Source organism: Acinetobacter sp. TY1 (genome assembly GCF_048551395.1).
In the GTDB taxonomy this organism is placed as follows: Bacteria; Pseudomonadota; Gammaproteobacteria; order Pseudomonadales; family Moraxellaceae; genus Acinetobacter.
On the sequence record NZ_JBLYZK010000007.1, the window covers coordinates 77,118 to 103,725 of the forward strand.

29 protein-coding genes, 1 tRNA gene and 6 pseudogenes are annotated in these 26,608 nt (G+C 33.8%); 19 read left to right on the plus strand and 17 right to left on the minus strand.

Annotated features, from left to right (window positions below; all coding sequences use genetic code 11):
- Positions 1-158 precede the first annotated feature (158 nt).
- From ACK2M2_RS06430 to ACK2M2_RS06440, 3 genes and pseudogenes are all read left to right on the plus strand, one after another.
- The gene (locus tag ACK2M2_RS06430) at positions 159-923 is read left to right on the plus strand and encodes a glutathione S-transferase family protein (RefSeq protein WP_409510458.1); all 765 of its coding nucleotides are present in this window, start codon (positions 159-161) and stop codon (positions 921-923) included.
- A gap of 142 nt (positions 924-1,065) precedes the next feature.
- On the plus strand, positions 1,066-1,539 hold the full coding sequence (locus ACK2M2_RS06435) for an Lrp/AsnC family transcriptional regulator (protein ID WP_419346768.1): 474 nt from the start codon (positions 1,066-1,068) through the stop codon (positions 1,537-1,539).
- Positions 1,540-1,744: 205 nt separating this feature from the next.
- Positions 1,745-2,692, plus strand: a pseudogene (locus ACK2M2_RS06440) (tyrosine-type recombinase/integrase).
- Here the strand turns inward: ACK2M2_RS06440 and ACK2M2_RS06445 are convergent.
- Genes ACK2M2_RS06445 through ACK2M2_RS06455 form a run of 3 tightly spaced genes read right to left on the minus strand, consistent with a single transcriptional unit; the run spans position 2,667 to position 3,576 of the window.
- The gene (locus ACK2M2_RS06445; RefSeq protein ID WP_419346771.1) at positions 2,667-2,918 is read right to left on the minus strand and encodes a hypothetical protein; all 252 of its coding nucleotides are present in this window, start codon (positions 2,916-2,918) and stop codon (positions 2,667-2,669) included. The pseudogene ACK2M2_RS06440 and the gene ACK2M2_RS06445 overlap by 26 nt on opposite strands.
- Positions 2,918-3,061: a hypothetical protein gene (locus ACK2M2_RS06450; protein ID WP_409512170.1), complete on the minus strand. Its 144-nt coding sequence runs from the start codon at positions 3,059-3,061 to the stop codon at positions 2,918-2,920. Before ACK2M2_RS06450 ends, ACK2M2_RS06445 begins: the two co-directional genes overlap by 1 nt.
- Complete coding sequence (locus ACK2M2_RS06455; RefSeq protein ID WP_419346774.1) at positions 3,058-3,576, minus strand: hypothetical protein; 519 nt, start codon at positions 3,574-3,576, stop codon at positions 3,058-3,060. Before ACK2M2_RS06455 ends, ACK2M2_RS06450 begins: the two co-directional genes overlap by 4 nt.
- 50 nt (positions 3,577-3,626) lie before the next feature.
- Between ACK2M2_RS06455 and ACK2M2_RS06460 the strand changes: the two genes are divergently transcribed.
- The 5 genes from ACK2M2_RS06460 to ACK2M2_RS06480 all read left to right on the plus strand — a co-directional run bounded on the left by ACK2M2_RS06460 (position 3,627) and on the right by ACK2M2_RS06480 (position 6,375).
- Positions 3,627-3,839 (plus strand): hypothetical protein, encoded by a 213-nt coding sequence (locus ACK2M2_RS06460; RefSeq protein WP_419346777.1) that lies wholly within the window; start codon positions 3,627-3,629, stop codon positions 3,837-3,839.
- A 118-nt stretch (positions 3,840-3,957) separates the two neighbouring features.
- Entirely contained in the window at positions 3,958-4,377 is a 420-nt protein-coding gene (locus ACK2M2_RS06465) for a hypothetical protein (RefSeq protein ID WP_419346780.1), read from the plus strand.
- A 407-nt stretch (positions 4,378-4,784) separates the two neighbouring features.
- Positions 4,785-4,955: a hypothetical protein gene (locus ACK2M2_RS06470; protein WP_419346783.1), complete on the plus strand. Its 171-nt coding sequence runs from the start codon at positions 4,785-4,787 to the stop codon at positions 4,953-4,955.
- A gap of 749 nt (positions 4,956-5,704) precedes the next feature.
- A complete protein-coding gene (gene lptA, locus ACK2M2_RS06475) occupies positions 5,705-6,220 on the plus strand; it encodes a lipopolysaccharide transport periplasmic protein LptA (protein ID WP_419346786.1) in 516 nt (171 codons plus the stop codon).
- Between the two features lie 56 nt (positions 6,221-6,276).
- The gene (locus tag ACK2M2_RS06480) at positions 6,277-6,375 is read left to right on the plus strand and encodes a terminase small subunit (RefSeq protein WP_419346788.1); all 99 of its coding nucleotides are present in this window, start codon (positions 6,277-6,279) and stop codon (positions 6,373-6,375) included.
- 50 nt (positions 6,376-6,425) lie between these two features.
- On the opposite strand, the gene ACK2M2_RS06485 is transcribed toward ACK2M2_RS06480, so the two are convergent.
- The gene (locus tag ACK2M2_RS06485; RefSeq protein ID WP_419346790.1) at positions 6,426-6,830 is read right to left on the minus strand and encodes a YybH family protein; all 405 of its coding nucleotides are present in this window, start codon (positions 6,828-6,830) and stop codon (positions 6,426-6,428) included.
- Positions 6,831-6,892: 62 nt separating this feature from the next.
- On the opposite strand from ACK2M2_RS06485, the pseudogene ACK2M2_RS06490 reads away from it, so the two are divergent.
- The 3 genes and pseudogenes from ACK2M2_RS06490 (at position 6,893) to ACK2M2_RS06500 (ending at position 8,361) form a co-directional block, all read left to right on the plus strand.
- A pseudogene (locus ACK2M2_RS06490) lies at positions 6,893-7,369 on the plus strand (hypothetical protein).
- Positions 7,329-7,922, plus strand: a complete 594-nt coding sequence (locus tag ACK2M2_RS06495) for a putative metallopeptidase (protein ID WP_419346792.1) — start codon at positions 7,329-7,331, stop codon at positions 7,920-7,922. The pseudogene ACK2M2_RS06490 and the gene ACK2M2_RS06495 overlap by 41 nt, the downstream one beginning before the upstream one ends.
- A 265-nt stretch (positions 7,923-8,187) precedes the next feature.
- A complete protein-coding gene (locus ACK2M2_RS06500) occupies positions 8,188-8,361 on the plus strand; it encodes a hypothetical protein (protein WP_419346793.1) in 174 nt (57 codons plus the stop codon).
- 6 nt (positions 8,362-8,367) lie between these two features.
- Here the strand turns inward: ACK2M2_RS06500 and ACK2M2_RS06505 are convergent, their stop codons facing one another.
- The 4 genes and pseudogenes from ACK2M2_RS06505 to ACK2M2_RS06520 form a co-directional block, all read right to left on the minus strand.
- Positions 8,368-9,015, minus strand: coding sequence for an SOS response-associated peptidase (locus tag ACK2M2_RS06505; protein WP_419346795.1), 648 nt, complete (start codon positions 9,013-9,015; stop codon positions 8,368-8,370).
- A 356-nt stretch (positions 9,016-9,371) separates the two neighbouring features.
- The gene (locus tag ACK2M2_RS06510; protein ID WP_419346798.1) at positions 9,372-10,418 is read right to left on the minus strand and encodes a linear amide C-N hydrolase; all 1,047 of its coding nucleotides are present in this window, start codon (positions 10,416-10,418) and stop codon (positions 9,372-9,374) included.
- 11 nt (positions 10,419-10,429) lie between these two features.
- Positions 10,430-11,185 (minus strand): hypothetical protein, encoded by a 756-nt coding sequence (locus tag ACK2M2_RS06515; protein WP_419346801.1) that lies wholly within the window; start codon positions 11,183-11,185, stop codon positions 10,430-10,432.
- A 356-nt stretch (positions 11,186-11,541) separates the two neighbouring features.
- A pseudogene (locus tag ACK2M2_RS06520) lies at positions 11,542-11,998 on the minus strand (winged helix-turn-helix transcriptional regulator).
- Positions 11,999-12,222: 224 nt separating this feature from the next.
- Between ACK2M2_RS06520 and ACK2M2_RS06525 the strand changes: the two are divergent.
- Positions 12,223-13,941, plus strand: a complete 1,719-nt coding sequence (locus tag ACK2M2_RS06525) for a phytoene desaturase family protein (protein WP_419346804.1) — start codon at positions 12,223-12,225, stop codon at positions 13,939-13,941.
- 102 nt (positions 13,942-14,043) lie between these two features.
- Here the strand turns inward: ACK2M2_RS06525 and ACK2M2_RS06530 are convergent, their stop codons facing one another.
- Together ACK2M2_RS06530 and ACK2M2_RS06535 are read right to left on the minus strand one after the other, a co-directional pair.
- Positions 14,044-14,991, minus strand: a complete 948-nt coding sequence (locus ACK2M2_RS06530; protein WP_419346806.1) for a metal-dependent hydrolase — start codon at positions 14,989-14,991, stop codon at positions 14,044-14,046.
- A gap of 281 nt (positions 14,992-15,272) precedes the next feature.
- Positions 15,273-15,407, minus strand: a pseudogene (locus ACK2M2_RS06535) (integrase); the annotation flags it as partial.
- Between ACK2M2_RS06535 and ACK2M2_RS06540 the strand changes: the two are divergent.
- A pseudogene (locus tag ACK2M2_RS06540) lies at positions 15,397-15,612 on the plus strand (arsenical resistance protein ArsH); the annotation flags it as partial. The pseudogenes ACK2M2_RS06535 and ACK2M2_RS06540 sit on opposite strands and share 11 nt — an antisense overlap.
- Before the next feature lie 172 nt (positions 15,613-15,784).
- Here ACK2M2_RS06540 and ACK2M2_RS06545 read toward each other — a convergent pair.
- The 5 genes from ACK2M2_RS06545 to ACK2M2_RS06565 form a co-directional block, all read right to left on the minus strand.
- A complete protein-coding gene (locus ACK2M2_RS06545; protein WP_419346808.1) occupies positions 15,785-16,534 on the minus strand; it encodes a YebC/PmpR family DNA-binding transcriptional regulator in 750 nt (249 codons plus the stop codon).
- 107 nt (positions 16,535-16,641) lie between these two features.
- Positions 16,642-17,205, minus strand: coding sequence for a 1-acyl-sn-glycerol-3-phosphate acyltransferase (locus tag ACK2M2_RS06550; RefSeq protein ID WP_409510455.1), 564 nt, complete (start codon positions 17,203-17,205; stop codon positions 16,642-16,644).
- A gap of 247 nt (positions 17,206-17,452) precedes the next feature.
- Positions 17,453-17,629, minus strand: a complete 177-nt coding sequence (locus ACK2M2_RS06555) for a hypothetical protein (RefSeq protein ID WP_419346811.1) — start codon at positions 17,627-17,629, stop codon at positions 17,453-17,455.
- A gap of 317 nt (positions 17,630-17,946) precedes the next feature.
- Entirely contained in the window at positions 17,947-18,309 is a 363-nt protein-coding gene (locus tag ACK2M2_RS06560; protein WP_409510454.1) for a hypothetical protein, read from the minus strand.
- Positions 18,310-18,994: 685 nt separating this feature from the next.
- Positions 18,995-19,348, minus strand: a complete 354-nt coding sequence (locus ACK2M2_RS06565) for a hypothetical protein (RefSeq protein ID WP_419346813.1) — start codon at positions 19,346-19,348, stop codon at positions 18,995-18,997.
- A 249-nt stretch (positions 19,349-19,597) separates the two neighbouring features.
- Between ACK2M2_RS06565 and ACK2M2_RS06570 the strand changes: the two genes are divergently transcribed.
- The 4 genes from ACK2M2_RS06570 to ACK2M2_RS06585 all read left to right on the plus strand — a co-directional run bounded on the left by ACK2M2_RS06570 (position 19,598) and on the right by ACK2M2_RS06585 (position 21,862).
- On the plus strand, positions 19,598-20,056 hold the full coding sequence (locus ACK2M2_RS06570; RefSeq protein WP_409510452.1) for a DUF2147 domain-containing protein: 459 nt from the start codon (positions 19,598-19,600) through the stop codon (positions 20,054-20,056).
- Positions 20,057-20,584: 528 nt separating this feature from the next.
- Positions 20,585-20,941 (plus strand): roadblock/LC7 domain-containing protein, encoded by a 357-nt coding sequence (locus tag ACK2M2_RS06575; RefSeq protein ID WP_409510451.1) that lies wholly within the window; start codon positions 20,585-20,587, stop codon positions 20,939-20,941.
- A 181-nt stretch (positions 20,942-21,122) separates the two neighbouring features.
- Positions 21,123-21,440, plus strand: coding sequence for a DUF1889 family protein (locus ACK2M2_RS06580; RefSeq protein ID WP_409510450.1), 318 nt, complete (start codon positions 21,123-21,125; stop codon positions 21,438-21,440).
- 296 nt (positions 21,441-21,736) lie between these two features.
- On the plus strand, positions 21,737-21,862 hold the full coding sequence (locus ACK2M2_RS06585) for a hypothetical protein (RefSeq protein WP_409510449.1): 126 nt from the start codon (positions 21,737-21,739) through the stop codon (positions 21,860-21,862).
- Positions 21,863-22,172: 310 nt separating this feature from the next.
- On the opposite strand, the gene ACK2M2_RS06590 is transcribed toward ACK2M2_RS06585, so the two are convergent.
- Positions 22,173-22,249, minus strand: a tRNA-Ile gene (locus ACK2M2_RS06590).
- A gap of 159 nt (positions 22,250-22,408) precedes the next feature.
- Here ACK2M2_RS06590 and ACK2M2_RS06595 point away from each other — a divergent pair.
- Both ACK2M2_RS06595 and ACK2M2_RS06600 read left to right on the plus strand, forming a co-directional pair.
- Positions 22,409-23,648: pseudogene (locus tag ACK2M2_RS06595) on the plus strand (tyrosine-type recombinase/integrase).
- Positions 23,649-24,446: 798 nt separating this feature from the next.
- A complete protein-coding gene (locus tag ACK2M2_RS06600) occupies positions 24,447-25,115 on the plus strand; it encodes an epoxyqueuosine reductase QueH (protein WP_419346817.1) in 669 nt (222 codons plus the stop codon).
- Here the strand turns inward: ACK2M2_RS06600 and ACK2M2_RS06605 are convergent.
- Positions 25,112-26,503, minus strand: coding sequence for a methylenetetrahydrofolate reductase C-terminal domain-containing protein (locus tag ACK2M2_RS06605; RefSeq protein ID WP_419346820.1), 1,392 nt, complete (start codon positions 26,501-26,503; stop codon positions 25,112-25,114). The two genes, ACK2M2_RS06600 and ACK2M2_RS06605, sit on opposite strands and share 4 nt — an antisense overlap.
- Positions 26,504-26,608 lie beyond the last annotated feature (105 nt).

Consider the following 26,608-nt stretch of genomic DNA (forward strand, 5'->3'; position numbering starts at 1 on the left):
GACATAAAAATGTATAAATTAAGCTAATTTGATTGATGAGATTTATTAAATATTTGGATAAAAAGCACATTGTAATTCTTAAATACACTCACTAAAGTATCCAACTGAAATCGTAGGTTTTTATAAAGCCGAAATAGAAAAATAAATGTGGAGTATTTATGAGAACTTTATACCAATTTCCTTTATCACACTTTTGTGAAAAAGCGCGTTGGTTGCTAGATCATAAGGAGTTGGACTTTATTGCCCAAAATATGATGCCTGGCGTACATCGTGCATTTGCTCAACTCAAAACAGGGCAAAATAATTTACCCATTTTAAAAGATGGCGAGCGTTGGATTGCAAATTCGACACAAATAGCATTGTATTTAGATGATACCTATCCTGAACATCGCTTACTGAGTACAGACACTAACTTAAGAGACAAAATTTTAGAGATTGATCTTATTTGTAATGACTTGGGTACACATGTCCGTCGTTGGGGGTTAGCAGTGACTCTGGCAATTAGTGATGAACCGATTGAAATTATGATTGGTGAAAAAGGGTATTTGCGCCGTTTTGAAAAATTTTCCAAACCTTTGTTGAAAAGTCTAGTGGCAAAAAATTATCAACTTGATGAAGTGACGGTTGCAGAATCGAAAGAAGCACTTGATAAAATCATTGATGATTTAAATGTAAGGCTCATTGAAAATGGTTGTCGTTATATGGTTGGAAGCCGCTTAGGACTTGCCGATATTGCAGTCTGTTCAATGCTTGCACCATTACTTGAGCTCGTAGGCACGCCGTGGGAAAATGAGCACTATGAAGATCAATCTGATGCGTTTGCCGATTATAAAAAACAACTACTGAATTTACCACTAGGTCAGTATGTGCAACGTATTTATGCTACAGAACGCAATGCAATGGTCGATTGGCGTGGCGTTTAAGTTTTTATATATTATTTTTCTTAATTTTTCTAAAAGTAGGGAATTAAAAATAATAAATAATTTTATTGTGGGAAATAAATAATTTTTAATGTTAAATTGAAGTAAATATTTTCAATGATTTATCTTTGCACGGGAGTAGGTGATGGAACTTGATCGTTATGATAAACAGATTCTTGAGATTCTGACTCATGAAGACATCAACCTTAATGAATTGTCTGAACGTATTAATCTCTCAGTCAGTTCAGTGCATCGTCGTATTAAAAACTTGATTGAAACAAAGCTGATGACACATTTAAAACGTGATATCAACTATGAAAAATTAGGTTTTAAACTACATATCATTTTACAAGTTTCCTTGAGTAAACATGATACAGATACTTTTGCTAAATTTTTGGAGGAACTAGAAAACATTCCAGAAGTGATCAATGCATTTTTAGTGACAGGGCAAACGGCTGATTTCTTAGTGGAAGTTGTGGCGAAAGATATGGAAAATTATAGTGAAATTTTACTCAAAAGAATTGGGAAAATTGAGCATGTCGTGGCACTGCATTCAAGCTTTGTCATTAAAGAATATAATCATGTTTTCGATTGTAGTCGCTTGCTGAGTCGAGTTTAAGTCAACGTTGATATGCTTTTTGAAATATCTAATTTAACAATGATATTAATTAAGAAACGCACCTTTTAGTGCGTTTTATATTATTTTGCGTTAAAAACCTAAAAAAATCTGTTATAAAAATAAATAACTTAGGTTGTATTTTTAATTCCATTGCATTTGAATTACAATTGATTTAAGAATTTAATGCAACAAGAGTGCAACAAGTATGGCTACGTTTCAGAAAAGAAATGGAAGGATTACAGCTACTGTTAGAATAAAACCCCATCCACCTAAAACAAAAACTTTTGATACAGTAAGGGATGCTAAAGCGTGGGCACAAGAATTAGAAGTCACTTTGAAAAATGAAAAAATTCAAAATTTTGACCATGTAGTATTAAAGGATGCTTTAATCGAATATCGCGAAACAGTCTCAGTATATAAAAAAGGTTTTACACAAGAAATTACTAGAATAAATTATCTTCTTAAAACTATGGATTGTTCTAAAGCACTTATAAATGTAAATAAAGAAATGTTGGTCAATTAGAGAGAGCAACGTTTAGAAACCGTTAAAGGTGCAACAGTTCGTCGTGAGCTTCTTATGCTTAAAGGTTTTTTTACATGGTGTATTGATACTAAATTATGGTTAAGCAAAAACCCTGTTAATGATATTACGTTACCTAAAGAGTCTGTGCACAGAGAGAAAGTGATTTCTGAATTTGAAATTGAAAAATTACTACCATTCTTAAATGATGAATTGAAGAATATTTTCTTACTAGCACTTGAAACAGGAATGAGACAATCAGAAATTTGCAATCTCGATTGGAACCGCATATTTTTAAAGGATAATTACTTGAAGCTTACTGCAACAAAAAATGGTAGGCAGCGGGAAGTTCCTCTTAGTGCAAAAGCGGTATCTATCTTGCAGGGTATTCAATTAGATAAAGGTAAAGTATTTAAATATTCTGCAAAGTATGCAAGTGCAGATTTTTTAAAAGCGAGAATGGATGCTGAACTTTTTGACTTTACATTTCATGATGCAAGACATACTGCAGCAACAAGAATCGCTTTAAAAATACCACTTTTAGATTTATGCAAAATGTTTGGTTGGTCCAATCCTAAAAGGGCGATGACTTATTACAATCCCACAGCTAGTGAGATTGCATCGCGACTTTAACGGCATTAAAAGAATATTTACCACGGATGTTTTTGAGCTTAGTTTCTTCGACTAATTTTTTAAAGAGATGTCGAGTCATACCCGGTATCTTTTTACAAATTTGGTCAATATTTAAAAGTTCATCTTCTTTTTGTGCAATAACATCAAGCACCGCCTTTCTACACACCCGATCCATCATTGCTTCTAGTTCGGGTGCTGTAATTGTGATTAATTGAACAACTGTCATCACACTCTCCAATTTGCTTCTTTAAATTTCGCATCAATGATTAATTCTTCAATTTCACCAACACTGACGTTCTGAAAAATATGATCCATTTTCACCCCGAACACTGTCAGTGTTCGGGTGATAGAGGAATAGTTGAATTTCATGAAGCCACCTGCGAACCCTGATTTACCAATTCAAAGCGACGCTTCTTTACAAGATCCATCAGCTTTGGCTGAATATCAGCATGACGAGAACGAATTTCAGGCAAGAGTTCATTTAACTCATGCTCATTTTGAGTATTTTGAATCTTTACCATTAATGAAGGTGGTTCTGTAGCTACTTTTTCTTTTTGATCATTCAGTTCGATCAACCGCTTATTCATAGCCTGAATAACAGGTTTCCGCTGTTCCTCATTCCAAGATTTTGTATAGCGAATTTGTGCATTAACTTCGATTGGTGTTTGAGCATTAGCTACTGCGGCAAGGATTGCGTCTAAATGCTCTTGATGTTCAGAGTCAGGCTCCATATGTCCCAATGTTGTTTTACGCTCAGCAAAGATGGCCAACAATTCTTGATGATCTTCAGGTTTCAGTTTTGCAGCTGAAATAGCAGGTGTAAGTCGCTCTAGGCGTGAATCAGATTTATTGGTTGATTTGTGAAAACAATAAAGGAGTGGCATCTAGAAAAAATCAATTGATTTGCAAAATTGACGATTTTGAAGCAGATGAAGTGCGAAAACTTATCATTGATTTAAAATACTCAAGTCGTATTTGTGATTCAGCTAAAGCGGCTGTAAATCTTTTTATTGAGAAGAATGTAAGAGGGATGTCTTTGCGTCAAATGGCTGCTCAGTTTTGTTTGGGACGCACATCACTTGATGCGATGCTATATGCAGGTAAGTTTTATTTAGCAGGACACGATAAAAGATTGCGACTTGAATAACTTGCATGTACGGACAGGATATGGCATATTCCTGTTATAGTGGACGAAGTTATATAGATTCACTAGATAAACCTCGCATTGCGGGGTTTTTATTTATTAGACCTAAAAAGGCACATCAATGTTTCTCAGATTGGCTTCATACTCATTAGCAATCCTATTTTTTAATAATTCGGTGCAAGCTGAACCGGTTATTGAGGGAAGAGGTAATTGCATTCAATTGGTGAATGGTAAACCTAGTGAATTGCAAATATGCTTGACGGAAAGATGGAGCGGAGCGGGAAATAGTTTTACTAAATATAAATTTGATAATGAGACTTTCTTAGTACGTCAGAAAATTGGTGAAAAAAGAGTTGCATATTTAAGTAAATATCAAGATAAGCAAGAAATTAAGATTGAAGTCGTTGATCGTTATCTGGATACACTTAAAGAGATAAAGGATTTTAGTTCTGTAAGTGGTAAACACGGATTATGTTATACAACCCTCAATAAAAAAAATGGTTTTTGTGCTTTACCCGTGCACATGGTTGCTCCTCGTTAATACGTAATTTAAGTAAAAGGCTCATCATATGATGGGCTTTTTTATGGTCTGTAAAAAGACAATCTATCCCTATTGGAGTGCCGACCAATAGAACATGCCTTCGAGAGAAAAACCTAGAACAGGGTTTGGCAACCCGACCTTAAAAGAGAATGAAAGCAAGTAAAGCAGACCGTGCATGTTAGGTTTGTGTGATTGTGAGTAGCGGTAGATCAGTCGCCGAGCTGATTAATATCGTAATCTAAGGCAAGGATGTGGCAGATCACCACATCCTTTTTTATGTGCCATTAGCTCGGTTGGATGGAGTAGCGTGGTCACAGGTTCGAAGCCTGTATTGCGTGCCAAATTCCTACACAGTATTTGCTAAAAATTATTTAAACTTAAATTCATTAAAAATATAGGATGAGATAATGAAGTACATTTTATTTTCAGCATTATGTTTATCGGGTTGTATGAGTAATCAGCCTCAACAATTTAAAGAAACACCTGAATGTATGAATTACCGTGGCATGATGACAGCACCAATGCCCCCTGATGCTATTGATCGCTTAAAGCAAGCGTGTGATATCTCACGAAAGTAATTATCTCAAATATGGAGAATTCGCCATTTTATTATTTTAGTGTGATATTAATTTGTTATTTATGGGTATTTTGTTGATTGCATCACATTAAAAAATCGGTTATTTTAATAATATAAATAGCTTCCCTATTAAGTCTATTTAATTTTTATAGTCTGCTTCCTTCCCCAAGGCGCAGGCTTTTTTTATAACTGAATTTTAATTATGACGAATCTACCATTTTTAGAAATTTCGACTTCGATACCTTCAAAGTGGTGTATTTACACCTAATTGAATTAAAGTTTAACTGTGCTGTAAGGAGAATAATTTGCTTCAATTTTTTAAATGTTTATTTGGTTTACATGGTGTGACTGAAACTCACCATTGTAATGATGGGGATATGGAAGTTTGTCGAAACTGTCTTAAAGTGAAAAATATTAAATAATTTGCAGAGCGTAATAAGGTACATGAAACCCTGTCGCATTCTAGAAGTTGATGGGGTTTTTCTTTTATTATAGGTGGTGAATATGCGATTAAATCGAATTAGTTAGGGAATGATAGTTGCAATGAGTGGAGTTTTTTCAGTAGCTCAAGAGGCAATAATCGAAATGACAGAACTCACTCGCATTGTAAGACCTAAGCAAAATAAAAAGTGAAGACTAAGTGTAATAGAGCAAGCCAAAAAAATGCTGTTTAAGTGTACTTAGACTTAACCTCTGTAAAATATGATATTATTTGATAATAATACTCATTACTATTAAAGCCTTTGTAATATGAAAACCACTTTATTATTTTTATTATTAGCTTTTATCGCTATTGATGCTATAGCTCAATCAGATCCAGACTTTAATCAACCAGTAGAGCTATCTGGTGATTTTTTAAATTTGAATTTAAACACTGGAAGTGGGGTTTATAAAGGTAATTTTATAGCCAAACAAGGATCAATGAAATTTGAAGGAAATGAGATAAAAGTAAAACAAAAGGCTAATAAAGAGCTTGATAATATTATTGCCTTAGGTAATCCAGTAAAATTTAAAAAAAAGAATTATTCATCAGGTGAAATAGTTAGCGGATCAGCTAAAAAGATTACATATGATGCAAACAAGCTGTTGGTTATTTTGGAAGGAGAAGCTGAAATTACTACAGATCTTGGTAAGAGCTTCAGAAGCCAAATTATAACTTATGGATTAACTAGTGGTGAAATTGAAGCTAAAGGAAACAGTCAAAGACGAGTTCAGATAATAATCCCGCCGAATAGCGCTAGAAAAAGTATACCAATAGTTGAATAACTAAAATCCACCTCCGGGTGGTTTTTTAATGCCCGCAATTTGGAGAATTAATATTTATGACAAACCTCACAGCTAAACAACAAAGGTTTGTCGAAGAATATTTGATAGACCCCAATGTAAATCAAGCAGTGATTCGAACGTATTACGGCATATAAAACCTCATCAGATTCTAGATGTTGATGGGGTTTTTCTTATAGGCTGTGTTTTATTCATTACCTTCGTCTAGTAAAGAAGTACCATAAGAATTATCGATGGTACACAACCAACGTCCGTCAGGTTCTTGGCGAAATACATAAGTTGCCCGTCTAACCTGTTTGCTAGATTGATTCTTCTCATCAAGAGAATGAAGAACTGTTTCCATAATAACTAAAGCATTATCAGCACCTTCAATTACTATAATTTCACCTTGTTCAACGATAAGTTGTTCTTGAAAGAAGTTTGATATCGCAATAAAGGCCTTACGGATATTATCTTTACCTTTTACGGTCATACCAGGCTTTACAACAAGTGCAGCATCTTCTGCGTAATACTGCATAAGTGAATCGTAGTCTTTAGCAGTAATAGCTTTATCGCAAGCTTCAATAATTTCTTTGATTGGGTGTGAGCTCATAAATTATTTTCTTTAAGATTGATTATGAATTTATATATTAAAGGTTTTTATTGGGAGGGGTTATGGAAGTTGATCGTTATTTCTTTAAAACAAAGAGATGCCCACTAAAAACCAAGTCACGCACTAAACCATTACCCAAAGCTAAAGAAAAATACTTAGAAGCTGAAGAAGATTTCGAGCAATCATTAAAAATTCTTGAAATTAAATATGAAAAGAAATTCCAATTCAAATCTACAAAGCATTGGCGTTTTGACTTTCATCTTATTGAGTACAGAATTTTAGTTGAAATTTCTGGTGGGCCTTGATCTGGTGGACGCGGTGGGAAATTGGCGAATAAAGCTTGGAGTCTGGATCGTTACGATGATGCTGAAGCAATGGGATTTACAGTGGTTCGAATTGAATCTGCTACGAGATATAAAATTAATGAGTTAGGCCCAGTACAGATTGATGTTGATCGTGCAAGCGGATGGCTCAAACAATTAAAGAGGCAGATATTCAATGGAACAGATCAGACCATTTCCACCGACGGATCTAATTGATCGAGCAGAGGAAGAAGAAACAATACGCTTAGAACCCGCCGTGGATCTAAAGGAATGGGTATTAAAAAACTTCTTAACTATTGGTGGGGCACTTCATAACCCTGATCATGACCACCTTGCAGAGTTACTTCACGATGATGAAACTTTTTTAGCATTTGCATGGGCATCATCTGCATGTATGGCTAAAAAGCGTGTGGTCTTAGGCCAATATGAAAAAGTGATGTTTAATCAAGGTGGATGGCGTAAGGCTCGTCAAGAACAGCAGATGCGAGATTGGTTTGGATTTGTGCCAGTGTACTTAATTACTGTTGATGCGAGTTTCTGTGAAAACTCAAATGACCGTGAATTCTGCGCTTTGATTGAGCATGAACTTTACCACATTGGTGTAGAACGTGACGAAGATGGTGAACCAATTTATAGCGATCATACTGGCTTAGGCTTGTCTCATTTAACTTTGAGAGCCTGGGCTTTGATGTGCTATCACTTTCGATTTTCATTGGAATACTACTTGAATACGTTACATAATCAAGATTTTAAAGACTGCTTAAAATAAATTCAAATTTAAAAGTTGTGGATAAACAATGCAGCCTAAAAATATTTAATATTAGATGTAACATTGAGTTTGATTGAGTCAGCCTTTAGTAATTCATGTGAGTAGGCAATTTTTCATTTTTCCTAGATATCAGATAGATAAATTTTAGGCTTAACAATGTCTCGTTTTGCAACAAGTGAAAGCTTTGAAAAAAATTTAATTAGCGTAGATTGGCAAGAGTCGTAATTAGTACGGCATATCTCAAGTTATAAAGGCAGGATATGAAATGACTAATCAACAACAGAACCAGCAGAATGACAATCAACGTCAACAAAATCAGCAATCGGATCAGCAGAAACAACAGCAACAACAGTCAGACCAACAGAAACAGCAAAATCAGCAATCAGGTAATCAAAAGCAACAGTCTGGTAATCAGCAAGATAAACCACAGCAAAAATAGTTTAACTTAGAATAGGGAGTCCTGACTTTTGTCAGGGCTTTTTTGTGGAAAGGTGACAAACTCATTTCGCATTTCAAAGAAATATTCATGAGCATGTTCGCGATCTACATTCAGCCAATCGTTTCGGTATTCTTCAGGTATGACGATGATTGAGCGTTTTTCATCATCAGGTGCATGAAATTGCTTCATAAATGGATGATGATCAGAATTGATCGTAAGCATTGAAAATGATCGTACTTTTGAGTCTCTTATTTCAGCATCCTCATATATTGCTGCAACAGTAAAAGGCTGATCATCTTTGCGCTTGATCGTGTACCAGTGACTTTTACCATTGATGTATTTTGGTTCGTAAAATTCTTGAACCGGTATAAGACAAAACTTACTGTATTTCCATGCATTTCTAAAACTTGGTTTCTCAGCGACAGATTCAGTACGCGCATTGTAAGTGTGATTACTAAAATTGAATTCTTTAGCCCATTTGGGAAGTAATCCAAACCTGGCAATATCAAGATCAAAACCATCCGCACCTTTCATGATGATTGGGGCGTGATAAGAAGGGTACACGTGCTCTTTCAAATCGAGATCATAATGATCAGGATCAACACCGAGAAGCCGTAACTTTTTCTTTGATGGGAATTGATAATTTGAGCACATGGTCATAATTCAACTGAATACATTGCTAAGAACAATATAACTGTTTTTTATGTTCAAAACCTAACCCAGCACTGCGGAGTATTGTGCAATATATTTTACAAGGTAGTTTTGGATGCAATAATAAAATTTTTGATGCGGTGTAGATGTCTAGTTCAATGTTTGGAATAAAGGTGGTGGGCGAGTGATGCAGGGGCTTGTGAATAGATGAATTGTAGAGCGGAAGTTGTTTGAGAAAGCCCTCTAGAGGGCTATTTCGCATAAGCACCATGAAATATATCCCAACCCGATTGAAAATACACCTCCGTGTTTTGATACGTTTAAGAAACTACAACTACAAATACTAAACTATGGCTCGATTATTTAATACCAAGAAACTCAAATGGTTTAGTGACTTTAAATGCAGTGTTTGCCTTTCCTGCATAAGTTTTTGCTTGATCAAGTCCTAGTTCAAGTTTTTTAGCTTGACCATCTTTAAAGTTGATATCTTTTAAATCTACCCAAAATACATTTGGTGATACTGCTGATTCAAAGAAATATAAACCTCTTTTATGATCTACAACTGTACGCCAGCGTGTTGAGGAAATATTTGGTTCTTCTTCTGTATTTAAGCCAAAAGGTACGGATGCATTACGAATCACACTAAACACGCTTGCTAAAGAATGTTCTGGAGTCGCATTTTTAGGAATTGCATTGACATAAAATGAGGCTCTAGCAAATCGATCTGCTGCTCGGTTCGTACCCGGAAGCATTGTGGTTCCACCTATTTGTTGCCAGTAAGTATTTAATGCTAATTGCTGTTCAAAGGTTGGGGAGTTGGTCATAACTTGATATTTGCGATTATGGTGAATAACTTGTTTACCTCCAATGTACTCAATAACCGCACTGTCTCCACTAGTATCTGAAATTGAGAGATGTAGAGTTGCAAGTCGTTTTTCGCCAGGAACTTGATCTGTTATGATAATGAAGGGTTCTTTTTCTAAAGCTTTTATTGCTTCATCTACCGTCGCATAGTTATCTAAAACGTATTGTGCCCATAATGAAATACTTAGTGGTGGTTTATTACTTGTTTTAATGTTCGGATATTCTGATTCAACTAACCAAAGTAAGTTAGCAGCTAATCCTTTTTCATTTACACCATCTGTCGTTGAAATATCATAACCTGTTGCAACGACACTACCGTATTTTGAAGTCCATTGAATAGATTTAGGTCCAGCCATGCCGCTACGTTTTACACTACTAGGTAGTATCCACAAATTCGTACCAACATCACTTTTCCAGTCCATTGAACGGGCTGTCATGACATCATTATTCCCCAAATAAACGACTCGAGTACATGCCATAGCAACTTCTGCTACAACTAAGAGTCCTGTTGCGAATATAACTTTTTTTAGTGCATTATTCATCTTAAATCCTCTTAAAAAATTGGTAAATTGATGCCAATAACGGGTCCTTGTTGGCGAATTTCCCAGTGGAAATTATTAGATTTGTAGTCTTGTTCAAAATATTTATAGCCAGCTCTTAAATTTAAATCTCGATTCATAATTGGAAATCGATAACCCAAATAAGCTTGAGCCGAAATTGTATTTTCCACACCAAAAGTGACTTCTGAAGCTAAATTCCAAGTAGTATCAAAATTATATTTAAAGCGAGAGCCCCAAAAGAATTCATTCCATGAAGTGTCAATTGCCGCTGTTTTATTGAATGCCGCTAAGCTTGCTTCGGCTTGAGTTCGATGCACACCAATAGTCGGCTCTACAATCAATTTTGAATGGCTCTTAAAATCAAAGAATGGGGAAACATAAGCTTGGTAGTAAAGACCATAACTACTTTGATCTAGCTTTGTATTCAAGGCAACCGGAATGCTCATTGCATTTTTTTCTTGAGATGTTTTTACAATTTGCTTGTCGGAAAATATTCCCCATTTACCTTTACTAAAATCGATATGAGCCATAAATGATTCATCTAATTCTTTTAATGTTTCTTTAAATGGTTGATCCACTTCGTATTTAATATTTCCTTGATTTATTGAACCACTAACATCTGCCGCAAATACATATAAATTGACATTGAGCTTTGGCTTACCCTTAAAGGTTTCTGAAAAGCTTTCAGCTGTAGCGATTTGGGTTATTAGAATGCTAGCTGAAAAAAGTATAAAATTTTTAATTTTCATAGAATCTCCTTTTTCTATTATTTTTACCATATGGTTAACTATTAGAAAATAGCATATTTGGTCATTTTTTAAGAAGAAAATATTAAAATATAAGTATCTATACACTAAAGGAAAGAAGTAATTAAATATTTGAAATTAAAAGAGTATGTTGAATTTCTTCAAAATAGAATTATATAAGCAAGGCTTGTAAATAGAGGAGTTGTAGAATGAGAGTTGTTTGAGAAAGCCCTTTAGGGGGCTTTAAGTTTTAGAACCATATTTTAAGTAGCTGGAATACGCCCTGATACGTACTCTTTCTAAATCTTAAAGCTTTGCTTCATGAGAGTATATTCTTGACTGAGCTTTTTTAACTGTAATTATGAATCTATATTTGTATAGATGGGAAGCATAAGTCGAGAATCTATCTCTTCTTCACAGCAAGGACAAATTAACTTAGGAGTGATTTGACTGTTACAGCTTGTATGTAAATAATGAAGCTCATTATATTCTTTTTTTTCATTATTCCAGGTGTTTCCCCACGTACTGATTGAAACAATTATTGGATAAAGTGCTTTCCCTTTATCAGTAAGTTTATATTCATAACGTTTAGGCGACTCATTATAAATAACTTTTTCAAAAATTTTACTATCTACTAAACGCTTAATCCGTTCAGCAAGTAAATGACGAGTAATTCCTAATTGTTTTTGAAAATCATCAAAACGACGAGTCCTCATAAATGCATTACGAATGATCAGTAAAGTCCAACGATCACCGAAAAATAGCAAGTGTTCGAGCTATTGGACAGTTTATTTCTCCTAATTCATTCCATTTCATGTGAAGACCTCATTATTTATCCCTGTAGTTAAAATATTATCATTATAGGACGACTTTATAGAATCAATTGACATAAAAGTCTAGAGTGTTTATTTTTTAACTTAGTTCCTTTTTGGAACTTATATTTAAAATAATGCTTTATGAGCTGGAAATGGCTTTGTTAAGAAAAATGATCATTTTTTTTAAATAGCAAAAATATTGGTATCAGACCAATGGAGAGAATAATGAATAAGTTAATTTCACAGCAACATAAACAAAATTGGGATGCCATCGTGATTGGTGGTGGGATAGGAGGACTATCTACCGCAGCGTTTTTAGCGACGAATGGACAAAAAGTATTACTTTTAGAGCAATATAATGTTGTGGGTGGTTGTAGCCATGTTTTCCGTCGTAAGCGTCAATGGGAATTTGATGTAGGTATTCATTATATTGGTGATTGTGGTGAAAAAGGACAACTGACCACTATGTTGAAAAGTTTGGGATTAAAAGATCGAATTCAATTCGCTTTAATGGATTCAACCGGCTATGACACAGTAATTACCCCCAACCATAGGGTAAAAATACCTTATGGTTGGGACAACTATTTAAATAATCTAATTCAAGCATTTCCAAATGAAGAAAAAGGTCTACGCCAATTCATTGATATTATTTCACGTATAGGTATGGCTATCGATCGTAGCCGTACACCTGCATCATTGTGGGGAACAACAAAATTTGCATTTAATGCAGGCAGTGCATCGATATGGGCAATGATGCCTGTTAGTAAGCTTTTGGATTATTGCCGACTTAGCACACAGGCACGTACCGTTGTATCTGTACAATTTGGGCAGTATGGTTGTATTCCTTCACATGCCCCCGTTGTTCTTCATGCAGGCTTATTACAAAACTATATTAATGGTGGTGCTTGGTATCCATTGGGAGGTGGACAGGTTTTAGCAGGCAACCTTGTTGAAGTGATTGAAGCACATGGTGGAGTAGTTCGAACACAAACAAAGGTAAATAAAATTTTAATTCAAAATAATAAAGTTCAAGGGGTACGTTTAGAAGATGGAGAAGAATTTGTTACTAGTACAATTGTTTCTGCAGCAGATATTAAGAAGACTTATCTGAATATGGTTGGTGTAGAACAGCTACCTTCTAGATTTGTGCGTAAAGTAAAGAATTATAAAATGAGTGATCCATTCGTGAACGTTTATCTCGGTTTAAATACAGATTTAAGAGAATGGATGCCAAATACAAATTATTTTTCAGTACCTACTAATGAATCATTAGAAAAGACAGCAGCTATTTTAAGTGGTGAAGGACAGAAACAGTTGACAACAGATCAATGGGTGAAGCGAGCACGTCAAACATTACCTGCTTTTATTCATTCCTCTACTGTCAAAGATCCAGATAATAGACGTCATGCACCAGAAGGATGTTCTACATTAGAAAGCATGACGATGGTACCAGCAAGTCGAGAATTTTGGACTAAGTCAGCACAAGGACAGAATTACAGTAAAGATAGTTTTTATCTTGATCTGAAAGAACAACTGACTGAAATCATGATTCAACGTGTTGAGGAAATAATGCCAGGGATTAAACAGCATATTGTGTGGCAAGAAGCAGCAACTCCTTTATCTCATGAACGTTATACACTTTCAACAGATGCTACAGCTTATGGTTTAGAGTGCAATATTCGACAATATGGCCCATTTAGACCAAAATCAAAAACACTTATCACAGGATTATATTTAGCAGGAACAAGTACGACCTGGGGACCATCGATTGAAGGTGCCTTTCTAAGTGGATTACATGCTGCAAGTGCAATTTTCGGTAGGGATATGGATAAGGAAATTCATTCAGGACAAATCTATGCAGATGTAAGCTTATTGCAGTCACAGTCTGATACTTGGGATCCATTGAAAGTATCTACAAAACTGAATCGTAAAAAACAGTATTAAATTTGGAAAGTGTTGTCTGAGTGATCAAAAGAAATACCAAAAATAGTCAATAAAACACCACGAGTAATTTAATTACTCGTGGTGTTTTATTGACTATTAATCTTAGTTTTTTAATGGCATTACTTTATTTTGCTCATAAATTTTTGCAGCCTTAACTGCTGGTGATTGATTTAAATATGCAAGTGCTTGTTCTGTATTGCCTTCATGAATGGGATGGAATGAAGGTGACATCCATCGAAAAGTTGAGGCTGTTAAAAAACTAAAAGAAGGAACATTTTTTGTTGTATTTCCTATGCGTTCTAGTTCAATTAACCAACGAATAAAAGATTTTCTGACTAATTTTTTCATTTGAATATCTAGATCATGTTTAGCAACACTACGTCCAGATTCAATGAGTAAAAATATAAATAATGGGAATACGATAGCCATTAATGCTTGTCTATATAGATAAAAACTATATTTATTGGGGACAAGATGAGCAAATAGATCATATGATACAGTGCGATGTTCGACTTCTTCAGCTAAATGCCATTTGAATAAATCTGCAATTACGGGATCTGAATTAAACTCATCCCAGGATTTATTGTCCATACACCACTGACCTAATATTCCAGTGAAGTGTTCAATTGCAGCAATGACACCAACCCTTAATACCAACCAAGAATATTCTGTTGATTCACGCTTTAAAGCTTTTATCCCTAAAGGGTTTTCTGAAAGTAATGTTCCAAACAATGTATTGGCTAATTCTTTAATTTTTTCAATATCGACTTGATGAGATGTTAGATAATCTTGACCTAAGACATGTGCATTTGCATGGATAGCTTCTTGACGGATAAATCCGATTACATCCTCTTTTAAAACAGGATCAGTGATGTGGGGAAGTGCTTTGTTAAAGACACGACAAAACCAAAATTCTCCAGCAGGTAAAAGTAAGTTGACTCCATTAATTAAATGTGAGGAAAAATTGTCATTTGGAATCCACACTAGATCAGACTTAGAAAAATCAAAAACTACTTTTCTACCAAAAATTTTATGACGTTCTGTTTGCATGAAGAACTCCTTCAATCATTAATTCAATATTTAAAATAAAGATAGTAAAATTATATTTGTTAGTTCTAAAAAGGAACTTAAGTTATAAAATATACACAATATGAGGGAGTTCAAGAGAAATAATATGGATACTTTAAAAATGTCCTATGTTGATATGTAATAAGAATTTGAAGACAAATGAAATGAGAATTTTTCTTATTTTAAAACATAAAAATTCAGGTCTTGCACAAACCAGATACTAAAAAATTGATTAGATGCACGCTTAGCACTTATAACAATCATCATCTCCAACTATCAATAATATCCGCCCAATCCTGAAGCATTTTTCTACGGCCTTCAAGCCAACGAGCATGATTGTATGAGGCTCTTGTTTTATTATCATCTGCATGGGCTAATTGCTTTTCAATCCAATCATCTATCCCCAAAGCACTTCTAGAATTTGAAGAAGATGGACGTATGAAACCCTCTTCTTACTACACAAGAATTGTCTATGTGGTGGAAGAGTTGTATAAATTTACGCTTTTAACCAGAGGGCAGTCTGCATATTTCACTGATCGCTATTCTGAAAGAGTTGAAAGTGCTGAAGAGCTATCTAAGCGTGTAAATCAAAGTAGTATTTAGTTTTCCAAAATTAAGAGTTGATCAAATTAAGTGATTTTTACTTTATTCAAATTTAGTTTAAATAAAGAAATCTGAGTGTAGTGCAACAAATCTACAACATATAAATATAAGTTATTGATTTATTAGAATAAGAAACGCACCAAAAGGTGCGTTTATTTTGCTTCAATTTGACTTAATCGTCTAATTCCGCTATCACTTCTTCTGTGAACTCAACGTTAGTATATACGTTTTGCACATCATCAAGATCTTCAAACATATCAATCATTTTTATGATTTTCTTCGCTTGATCAACATCAGAAATCAACGCTTTTGTTGAAGGGTTCATGGTTACTTCCGCATTATCAGATTTCAAACCTGCAGCAGCTAAAGCATCTTGCACATCACCAAACGATTCAGGGGTAGTGATGACTAAGATTTCATCCTCACTCACTTCAATATCTTCTGCACCCGCTTCTAAAGCTACATCCATGATTTTATCTTCTAAAGACACATCTTCAAAAGTAATTTCACCACGTTTAGTAAACATATAAGCAACAGAACCTGCGGTACCTAAGTTACCATCTGTTTTAGAGAAACAGTGACGAACGTCAGGAACTGTACGGTTTAGGTTATCCGTCATGGTTTCAATGATGACAGCAACACCGCCGACACCATAACCTTCATAGGTGACTTCTTTTAAATCAGCATTTTCTTCGCCGCCAACACCACGTGCAGTTGCACGGTTGATGGTGTCACGTGTCATATTTGCAACTAATGCTTTTTCGACAACTGCACGTAAACGTGGATTCGATGCGACATCACCACCGCCTAAGCGAGCAGCGGTTACAATTTCACGAATAAATTTTGTAAATACTTTTGCGCGGCTCGCATCTTGTTTTGCTTTACGATGCTTTGTGTTTGCCCACTTGGAATGACCCGCCATGCGAAATATGCTCCTTGTAGATTGGCTTTATGCCATATCAAATTGATGCAATTCTACCATAAGCACTTTTTTCAGAGAAAGTGCTTATTTTTTGGAAATGCGTCAGATTAATGATTTTTTTCTTCAGGAATGACAATATCTAGACCTGTATGTTCTTTATATAGGCGTTTTATTTCAGCAAGGTCTTGATCTAAATCGGAAGGATATATTTTTCCAAAGATTCCGCCTTGTTTAGTCTTCGAATTAGCATACATCAGCACAATAGGTACACCCGCAGCTTTTGCAATATGCCAAAAACCTGTACGAATAGGTTTACGGGGTTGCCCACGTTCAGCACGTGTTGCTTCGGGAGCAATAACTAAGTTGAATTTATCATTGGCTTCAAAAAGCTCAACCATCTGGGAAACAATATCTTTATTGGATTTACGATCAACTGGAATACCACCAAGTTTATTTAAAATTGGCTTCATAGGACCTTTGAATAATTCTTTTTTAATCAAAATATGAATTTTCAAATCAAAAATTTGGAAAATAGCCAACGATAAAACTGCATCCATCATGGAAGTGTGCTCAAATCCAATAATAACTTGTTTTTTTTCGAGAACATTGGGTTCAACTCGATACGTCCATCCTGCAAGTTTAAAGGTGAGTTCACCCAACATCTTTTTCATTTTCAGCCTATACAAATGTATAATAATTTAAGATGTGCATTTTGCGATGAATATTTTAAAAAAACAATATCGATATTGTCAGAACTTTGTGATTGTATGTACCATGATTTATAAGCAATAAAAAACCTAAATAAATATATATTCACATTTTTAGATCATTAAATATCAGCGACAGATCGTTGAAATGTAAGTCTCAAAATAGGTAATTTTTATTTCTGTAAATGCACTCTTAATATACGGCGTAATTCTAAAATTGCTTCAGGTGTTTCATGTATTGATTGCCCACCGTTATCACGGTTTCAGACACAGCACCATCTAAATGCGAACTGTTGTAAGGCACAATACCATCTGAGCTTTGTGGAATTTCATTGTATTGGGTTTTATAACCAATAATTGAATGAAAAGGTACATTGGGTGTTGGCATGATATTGGTCGTGGGGAGCATGAAATGTGATTTTTATTTAAGCCATTTTTCACATATGGCAGTAGGTGTAATTTGCTATTTACTAAATAAATAATTAATAGGTTAACTAAGTAAATTTAGCAGAGTATTAAGTGAATGGTCATGTAGATAATAAAAAACCCATCACAAGGATGGGTTAAATGGAGTTTGTTGTGCTAAATCAAAGTCAAAAATATATAGACGAAGCCTTACTCTCATAAGATTTGATCAAAGCAGTTTTAGTATTTGCAATAATTTTTATCCACTCAATTACCAATTATGCGACAGGGCATTAAAAATTAATCCATTTCACAATGAATATGTAATTTATCCGTGTAGTAATCTAGGGCTAAGTCTAAATCTCGTAATAACTTCTCAGAAGTGAAGTCATTGGGTGCTGCTTCTAGTAGGGTTGGTACATATTTTTGTATATACAAATTCGGATAATCAATGCATAAAATTTGTTTTTTAATATGTAATTGGGTTTTAGGATTGTCTAATTGATCTAAATATTTATTGATTTGGATATCAACTTCCTCAATATCTTGACTTGACTTAAGTTGTATCTTTTGGGTATCGGATAGATCAACAGGATCAGATTTTTTTTGACAACCTGGAATTGCTAAAATAAATATCAAATAGAATTTAATTTTATTTTTCATAACATGCCCCTAAAAGTAGATCTCTAACCAAATTCTACATTCGTGATCAAGTGACATGCTCCATGCAGCTTCTCTGTGTAGTTTAACAACCACCAACTTAACCCCGATTCCAATGTGAGGTTTGAGGCAGTTTCTAATGTCAGAGGCTTTACCTTTATGTTTAATTATCCATGTAGATTTTAATAACTTTACACAACCATTAGAGATAGAAAGAATTGCATTGGTAATATCCTCAGTATCATAATTTTCTGAGTGGTCGTAACTTATTAAATAGTTCATATCGTGCCCTTTTAGATTATAAAAAAAAGGGGAAGCTTTAATGGCTAAGACAATCTACTAATGTTGTGGAGTAGTAAAATGTTTATCCCCTTGTTCTTTAAGACGTAAATAATATTTCATAAACTGTATCGGTCATTTTTTGTACGACAAATATTTTTACCATGTTTTTGAAGGTATATCTGCTTTTTAGATGTAAATTTTGATCATATTTTTTAATGATTTTAGATGTTTAGAACGGAAATATAATATTCTATTTAAGAATAATTTAATTATTGTTTGTCGATTGCACTATTTTTCTAAATAATATTTTTATGGTTGGTTTTAATATTATCTGTAAGTGAGTTATAACTATCTGTAGGTAAAAGAAAAACCCACACGTGGTGGGTTTTTACAATGTGTAAAATGCTTATTTCTTATATTCAGTAATATTTATAGGTTTATCTTTTACAAACTCAACAATACCTTCACCATTCTTAAAATGTATAGATACACCGTCATTGTTTGCTAAACGAACTCCACTTGCAGATACTGCAGCTTTTAAATGAATAACTCGGTCTGAGTTATCAGTCATTATAGCTGTTTCAAAATTATCAGAAGATTTTAGTTGAATAGTTAGATCCATTGGACCAACAAAGTTAATCACCTGAGTTTCAGTTGGAATGCTTGGTACATTTTCTACAGGCATAGCTATTTGTGTAGGAGATGAATTACAACCAGCCAATGCTAATGCAATCATTGAAGCGCCAATAAAATATTTCATATTAAAAAGTCTGTAGGTTTAAATATTGAAAATAGCATCTTAACTATCTGAAATGATAGATAAAGGTGTATTAACATTTAGATGACAAAAAATATCCACTGCAGTTACTAGGTTAGATTTTAGAAGAAAAATATTAGGTATATATTTAATTTTAATCAATTTTTATCATTCTAAAAAATTATTGTTATAATCCTTCACGTTTTATGCACATTTGTGCTTCTTTTTAACTTAACTGTAAATTATTTTTATATGAATTTTAAATTTTTGAGTGCGATTGCACTATTGTTGGGACTTACCAATCCATTAAATGCCATGCCTTTTGATCCATTAATTGGTACATGGAAGGTTATAGATGACAGGACTGGATCTTATATTTCAGATATTGTAGTTCGTAAAGATTCGAAAACAGAGCAGTATAGTGCTGTTGTCACTAAGAATTATCCGTTGCTCGGTAAATCAATTTCTGAAACATGTGTTAAATGCCAAGGTGCTCTGAAGGATCAACCCATTTTTGGAATGGAGACGTTAAGAGGACTTGTTGCTGATAGTGATAAACAGCGCTTTCGTAAAGGTGTTTGGATTAATACACAGGATGGTCAGGTCTACAATATTGATGCTCGCTTAAGCGTATCAGGAGATCAGCTTAAAGTTCAAGGTAAAGCTAAAAGCAGTAATACTATGAGCAACATGACATGGAAAAAACTTTAAAGATTTTCGTGGTATTAAATTAGGGGGCTTAGAAAGAAAACATATCTAAAATCGCCCAAAGGCGGTTTTTATTTATGCAGTATTTATAAGATATATTTTATATACATCTTTAATCGAAGTATATATAATGCGAGCCGCATAACGCAACCTGAATCAGCGCAAATGATTTGGTTGAGCCCACTTAGAAATAGGTGGGCTTTTTAATGCTTAAACTTTATACAAGGTACTTATGACATGCAAAAAAGTAAATAATACAACAGCGATTATTCTTGTACGATTGTAGGCTAGTGTGTTGTTTCACGGAGCATTGCGGTATAACAAGTTGTGGATAAAACGATATTTACTACGATAAGAAGTGGCATGTTTTTCCAAAAGTATAAATTTCACACAGAAAGAAGCCCTTAAAGCCAGGCTTTATTTATTATGATAGTGGATTATTCATGTAATTTAAGCCCCTACATGGTAAAATTAAAATGTATATAAAAGTATAATTTTATATTTCATGAAATTTTTTGCGGGGAATATACGATGGCTAGAATTAGTCTAGAGTCTTTAAACGATATTGATGGTTTTATTGCGGCTGCACTTGTAGATAGTGATAGTGGTTTATCATTAGCAGCAATAGGGAATGGTATTGATTTAGAGCTTGCAGCAGCAGGAAATACGGAAGTTATTCGTGCTAAACGTAAAACTGTTAAGGTATTAAATTTACAAGATCAAATTGAAGATGTTTTAATAACATTGGGTAAGCAGTACCACATTATTCGTCCATTAGAAACAAATGATAATTTATTTCTATACGTAGTTTTAGATCGTTCAAAGTCGAATTTAGCAATGGCTCGTCATGAGTTAAGAGGCTTTGAGAAAGGCCTAGATTTCTCTTAATCGAATTACTGTAAATTTTAGAGCTCATCGAAAGATGGGCTTTTTATTATATTAAAATAATATATTGTTTAATTTAAAAAATTGAAAATAATAAGTTAATTTAAGAAATTTAATTTTTTCTTTGTAAAAATATTGAATTTGTGAGAAAGTGCGGTTCTAGTAAAATAATGAGAACTATAAGATGACACCTTTGATTAAAGTAGTCCTAAAAAGAATAAATTTTCGAATGAATACTTCAGTTATTATTGGACATCCAGCTGATGAATCATTTATCAAGTACCTTTTAAAATGGTTACATCAACATAATGAAGTTTTGATTGTTGAAGAGATAACTCAGTGGGCAATTAAAAATAATTGGTCAGAAAGCCATATAGAAGATATTGGATGTTGGGCGAAGAAAATTATAGAGGGTAAGCCAGTTACAACAAGATATGTGCCTTCATTTACAGAAAACTATTTTAGTGATTTATTAGTTGAAGCAAGAAATAGTCAATTATGATTTTATAAACCTTCAATAGGGCGTTTTGCACCTAAATAAATGTATATGTTTTCATTTGATATATTCTTAAAAATAATATGGAGTTGTGGTATGGTGAATTAATAGCAAGTGCTAATACCATGATTCAACTGAAGATCAGCTTGAAAAAATTGTGATAAAGATTGTATTTGTGGTTTTAGATGATTACCTGCGGATAGCTAATTGCCTTATTTAAAAAAGTTATAGTTTTCACAAATACAACATTGCCGCAGAAAATATTTGATAACTTTTAGTTCTAACCTTAACGGATGGAAGCTATGAAATATTTTACAATACTTAGCTTGGTCTTATTATTTGGTCTAACTGCTTGTCAAAAGCGGGATACAGATACTAGTCAGCAAGATAAAGCAACATCTCCACACTCCATGGATAAAGATAAATAAAAAATCCCGCACATTGCGGGTTTTTTAATCGATGCAGACGACTACTTTTGGAAAAATAAGAAACGTCCACTGAAAATAAACCCCCGCTCTAAACCATTACCCAAGGTAAAAGAAAAATATTTAGAAGCAGAAGGGGATTTTGAACAATCTTTAAAAGTTCTTAAACTTAAATATGCAAAGAAATTTCAATTTAATTCGTTTAAGCATTGGCATTTTGACTTTCACTTTATTGAATGCTTACATAAGGCTTACATGGATTCAAATATTAAAAAACCACTTAGGATTAATGCACCTAAGTGGTTGTTTTATTTGGTGGGCCCACACAGACTTGAACTGTGGACCAACGGATTATGAGTCCGCTGCTCTAACCAACTGAGCTATAGGCCCTGCATCAAACTTATTGATTTTAAATCAATAACTTGGAACAAGCGCAATATTAAACATGTTTTTCAAAATGATCAAGTATTTTTTAAAGTAGACGCATAGTAGACTGTAGAAAATAGCGTGATATATTGTTAAATACTGCGAATGATTGCGATTCTATATATGTCAGTACAAAGAGTAAAGCTAACTAAGTCATTTATTGATCAATTAGCATTAGTTCCTGCGATTTATAGAGATAGTGAATTAATCGGTTTTGCTGTGCGTGTAAATAGTAGTTATAAGACATACATAGTGGAAAAAAAGGTCTTAGGTAAATCTGTTCGGTCTACTTTGGGTCTACACGGAAATATAACGTTAGCTCAAGCACGAGAATTGGCTCGTGAAAAACTTTTGCAGATGTCACAGGGTATTAACCCTAATGATGAAAAGAAAAAGAAAGTTTCAGATGAAGATGATCGATTAGCTATTGAAAAACTTAAGTCAACAATGAAAGAAGCTTTTGACAACTATTTATCGATACGAGATTTAAAATCAAGAACTATTAGTGACTATACAATTGTGATTGAAAAATATCTAAGTGATTGGAAATCGGTGAAACTAGATGATGTGTCAAGACGCATGATTCAAGATAAGCACTTTGAGCTTTCTAAAAATTCAAAAGCACAAGCAAACTTAGCGATGCGTGTATTTAGAGCAGTCTATAATTTCTCTTTAGAACATTATCTTGATTATAACGATAAGCCACTTCTGTCTGCTTACAATCCAGTTAAAACACTAAGTGCAAGAAAAGCATGGAATAAGATTAAAAGAAGAAAATCTCATATTAACGAGGAGCAGCTACCAGATTGGGTGCGTGCAATTTTTCAGTATAAGGATCGAGGACAGCATTTTGAGACCAATCGTGATTTTTTTACTAACAATAATACTTACAGGTTTACGCAGGGAAGCGTGTGAATCGTTATCTTGGGAAGATATTGATTTAAAGTATGGGTTTATTACATCAATTGATCCTAAAAATGGTGAACCACGTAGACTGCCAATGGGTATTTTTTTATTTGAACTGATGAAAAAAAGAAGGAAATATATTCAAAGTACCTGGGTTTTTCCTTCTGCAAAATCAAAATTAGGACATATCGTTAATATCTCTAAAGTTCGATCAAAAATTAATGAGCTATGTGAAATTCAATTCACTTTTCATGACTTGCGTAGAACTTTTGGTTCGATAGCTGAAAGCTTGGATTATGGTCACTATACAATTAAGAGACTTCTGAATCATAAAAAAGATGATGATACTAATGTTACAGCTGGATATATTCAAGTCAGTGATAACCGTTTACGTGAAGCGATGAATGAAATAGAAAATATTGTTTTGCAAGGTTATAAAAAATATATATATCCATAAATTTAAATCACAGTAAAACCCACCGAATCGGGTGGGTTTCATTAAATAGGGGGAGTGGGTATGAGGATATCTATCCCTGGGGTTTGATATATTCTTTAGGGTGGTCAATCGTTGAATATAGAAAGTTTTTTAAATTTTTTTATTGTTAACAATTGTGGTGAGTAATTTCAGTAAGCTATTTATTATTGATGAATTTAATATTTTTTATAATGATTTGTTGGTTAATTTTAAGTATTGTCATTTCTTATTTTGTAAAAAATATAGATTTTTCTAAATTTCATTCATTAATAAAGTAAATCATTCCATAATGAGTTTTTTAGCTTAGTGTATATATTATCAATGTGAATAAAATTAGCATTGAAAGCTAAAAGAAAAACGCTTTAACGTTCCCTAAAATCAAGATAATACAACTTATGCGAAATACTTGAACTTAATTATTAATCATCAATATCTTATATGAAACCATGATTGAGATCAGTGGACTAAAATATTTATTGTGACGATTTACGTTTGTGATTTGATCAACAGAATTAAAGCTGTTGGAGAAAGCCCTTGAGTGTGCTTTTGTATAATTTCAATTATTTTAAATTGAGTCGTAAATTTTAGGTAAACTTAATTTTGGAATGTTATATATTTCTTAATTTGACAGAACAGCTATTCGTTATTTTAATTTTTTGAGTGTAATTTAACCATAAATAAATGAATTTCATGTTGTGTTGAAAAAATATCAATTTTTATGACTATTTAAAGGTTATTGAACTCGATAAAATATCGTATTTAGAATTCTTGTATTTTATTATGTCAAGCAAACTCGAACGTAAAAAAATAAGTCTCCCAGAAGGTCATAACAAACTTCTTCTACATTCATGCTGTGCGCCATGTTCAGGTGAAGTTATGGAAACATTAATTGAATCGGATATCGACTTTTCAATCTTTTTCTATAATCCAAATATCCATCCTGTAAAAGAGTATGAAATTCGTAAAGAAGAAAATATTCGCTTCGCTGAAAAGCATAATATCCCTTTCATTGATTGTGATTATGATACTGATAATTGGTTTGTACGTGCAAAAGGCATGGAAAATGAACCTGAAAAAGGCATTCGCTGCACAATGTGCTTCGATATGCGCTTCGAGCGTACAGCCCTTTATGCCGCTGAAAATGGCTTTAACTTAATCAGTAGCTCATTGGGTATCTCTCGTTGGAAAGATATGAAACAGATTAATGATTGTGGACTTCGCTCAGCATCAAATTATGAAGGAATCACTTACTGGGATTACAATTGGCGTAAAAATGGTGGTGCAGTACGTATGCTTGAAATCAGTAAGAATGAAGAGTTTTATCAACAAGAATATTGTGGATGTGTTTATTCATTACGTGATACTAATCGCTGGCGTATGAGCCAAGGTCGTGACCGAATCAAATTAGGTGTTAAGTTCTATTCCAATGCCATGGATGACGAATGCTAAGCCTCATTCGCTAAATACCAGTTTTTCCAAGAACTGGTTCCACGTACTTCAATAGGTACGGTTGGGATCAGCTTATTTTTTAAAACTTCTGTTTGATTTACAGCTTTAGCCAAACGAGCTTTTATTGAATGAATACATTCACGATCACCAAACTCACAACGATCTAAAAATGTGCCACCGCATGGGCCATTTGCTAAGCCTTTAGGGCAGGTTTCAGGGCAAATATAGAGTGTTTCACCTAAGCGACATTGACCACAACTTTCACATCCTAAAACTGAATGCTTACTGAGTAATTCTGTTTTTAATAATACTTTTGAAACAAGTTTTTTACTCCAAAAAGAATGTTGGAATATCCATCTGCCTGCACCAAATCCTACACGAGATTTAAACATCACTTCATGCATAAAATGTAGATGATGATATTTCAAAATTTCAGTGGGTTGTGCAGGTTTTGAAAAATTGGATAATGCAGGGATAAATTCATGACCTGTCTTAATTTCCCAAAACTCCGTCCAAATTTTTAGGCACGCTTCCAAATCTAAATTTCGATATTGGTCAATATAATTCGCTAAGAGAGCTTGCTCTTCTGGTTTATGACACGCTGAAAGATGTATACCTGCAAAACCCAAATGTTGGCATATCAAAATTTGTATAGCACAGCGCAAATATATGTTCTCAGTACATCCATGCTGTTTCTCATGCTCAAGTACATTGAGCATATGTGGTGTAATCACAATTCCTGCCACTTGATGTTTCACTATATACTTTGCACGAGCCAAACTTAGTGGCATTACACAGGCTAAAACTTTTTGCTGGTATTGATGTTGACTCAGAAAATGTATTACTTGTTTTAAAGCATCAAGGTCATAACCCAATTGGGTAATAATAAAATCTGCACCGGCATGAAGTTTTTTATGTAATTTGAAATACTGTGCATCACGTTCAGCTTCATTATATTTAAAAGGATTAAATGCCGTACCAATACAAAATCCACCTTTCTGCTTAGCTTGTATAATCGCATTTACAGACTCCAAATAACGGGTTCGCTCATGCTTTGCTATGCCATTTTCATGCAGTTTTAATTTATCACCTGTCAGTAATAATAAATTTTGTATGCCTTGTTGTTGTGTTTGATCTAAAAATTTCTCGAAATCTTTAATGTCTCGATTTTTACCAGCAAAATGCAGTACTTTTTCCACGTTTTTTGGGTAAAGTGCTGCTGCTTCTAATGGTGCAAGATCATCATCTGAGTGAACACGATCTGCAAAAGTAGCTAATGTAGGAAATCCAGCAATATTTTTTGCCATTGGATAAATATTATTCGTGCCAAGATATTCAACGAGTACACAAAATTGATGTTGAGAAAAATAATTGCAGAGTTTAGACATAGTTATGCTAGAAAAATGATCATAGAATTGAATTTGGAGCAGATTTAAGGTTCTGTCGCATTAATAAATTAAGTTTTCCTAAAATAAATATAATACACCTTATGC